The sequence below is a fragment of the Streptomyces sp. NPDC030021 genome (genome assembly GCF_055574035.1).
The window spans coordinates 1-1843 of sequence record NZ_JBVIAH010000053.1 but is presented as its reverse complement, the minus strand read 5'-3'; the positions used below and the strand labels follow the sequence as shown (position 1 = coordinate 1843).

At 69.7% G+C, this 1843-nt stretch carries 1 protein-coding gene; it reads right to left on the bottom strand.

Features of this window, described 5'->3' with window-relative positions; genetic code table 11:
• Positions 1–36: 36 nt before the first annotated feature.
• The gene (locus ACZ4YL_RS41285) at positions 37–1788 is read right to left on the bottom strand and encodes an IS1182 family transposase (protein ID WP_468123665.1); all 1752 of its coding nucleotides are present in this window, start codon (positions 1786–1788) and stop codon (positions 37–39) included.
• Positions 1789–1843: the final 55 nt, after the last annotated feature.

Sequence of the window (1843 nt, the reverse complement as noted above, 5' to 3'; positions counted from 1 at the left end):
AGCTTGACTCTGTCGGGGATCTTGGAGTTGCCGAGGTCAGGTGCCCAGGGTGCGCCAGGATTTTGGCCGGGGGATTTCGCGCTGGTCGAGGTAGTTCTGGAAGGCGGTCGGTCGGCGGGGAGGGGGTGCTTCCTCGGTCGGTGGGAGACCGCTGAGACGCTCGATGTTGATGGCGATGGCGGTCAGGACGTGCTGGACGTGGGCTTTGCTCTGTCCTCGGTAGCGGCAGCGGCGCATGCCGTGGCCGTGGGCGAACTCGTTGACCGTTCCCTCCACTCCGGAGCGGACCGCGTAGCGGGTCTTCCAGTCGGGAGTCTGTTGCTCGGCACGGACACGGAGTTGCAGGTCGCGGAGTTCTCGTGGGGGAAAGCCGACGGTTCGGGTGCTTTCGCGGGAGGTGGTGCACTGGGCGCGGTCCGGGCAGGGGTGGCACTGGCTCTTGGTGAACCTGGCCACGATCAGCGGGGCCGCGGTGGGTGAGGAGGTCGGGTAGGGGCCGTGCCAGCCCTGGCTGACCTGGCCCTGAGGGCAGGTGACCTGTCGGCGGTCGTAGTCGATGTGGAAGTCGTCGCGGGCGAAGCCCTCGCCGCGGCGGTGTTGCCGGGTGGGGTTGCTGCGGAGTGGCCCGGAGACTGTGACCTGGTGTTCACGTGCGGCTTGTTCCAGGTGGGGCAGGGAGGTGTAGCCGCTGTCGACCAGGTGCTCGGCGGGCAGCAGGCCGCGGTGGTGCAGGCGGGTGTGGATGCCGGGCAGGACCTTGCTGTCATGGGTGGTGGACGCGGTGGTGGCCACGTCCGTGATCACGTTGGGGCCGTCCGGAGCACACGTCTCCGTCAGATGGGCGGAGAACCCCTTCCAGCTGATGATGTGCCCGTGGCGGGCATAGCGGGCCGAGGTGTCGTAGGGGGAGACGATCGCCCGGGACGAGGGCGGCAGCCCAGGTCCGTCCTCGGACTCGGCGGTGCGCCAGCGCAGGCGTCCCGCGGCGTCGCGGTGATAGTTCTGCACCATGATCTGGCGCAGGGCTTGGACACGAGGGCCCGACGCGCGCTCTCCCCCGTGCCGGTAGAGGTGCTCCAGGAGCCGGACGGCGTCGTCGCCGGCGGCGAGAATCCTGGTCTTGGGCTTGGTGGGGTTCTTGCCCAGGCGGACCGGACGGCCATAGCGGCGCCCCCAGTCCTCGTCGACCAGCCCGTCCAGCAGGTGCGGAGCGGTGCCGGCGACTTCCTCCAGCGCGGCGCGGACCGCCTCGGTGACCATCTCCAGCCGGGTCAGGTCGCGCACCGCTGCCAGGACATGGGTGGAGTCGGTGCGCTGTGTGGTGCGCTCCCGCACCAGGCCGGCCTCCTTCAGGCGGGCCAGCGCGAGGTCGAGGAGGCGGTCGGCGCGGTCGCCCTCGGTGAGACGATCACGGAAGTCGGCCAGCACACTGTGGTGGAAGCCGGGATCATCCAGTTCCATGGCCATCGCGTACTTGAAGTCGATGCGGCAGCGCACCGCCTCGGCGGCCTGCCGGTCCGACAGGCCGAGCACGAACTGCAGCACACAGACGGTGGCCAGCTGGGCGGGCGAGAGGCCCGGACGTCCGTCACGCGGATACCAGTCCGCGAAGTCCTCGTCACGCCACAGCCCGGCCAGGCGGTCTCTCACCCACATCGCCGCCGTACCGTCCGGGTTGCTCGCCCGCGCGATCTGCGCGGTCAGAAGCGGGACTTGCTCACCGGAACGAGGACGGAGCGACAACGGACACCTCGACAACTGCGTGGGCTCTCGGAACACCCCGAGCATGCCCACCGATCACGCCGGCGCACCGGGCAACTCCAAGATCCCCGACAGAGTCAAG

Excerpts from the sequence above, each read along its gene's own strand:
- ACZ4YL_RS41285 (WP_468123665.1), bottom strand. The coding sequence starts at position 1,788 with ATGCTCGGGGTGTTCCGAGAGCCCACGCAGTTGTCGAGGTGTCCGTTG.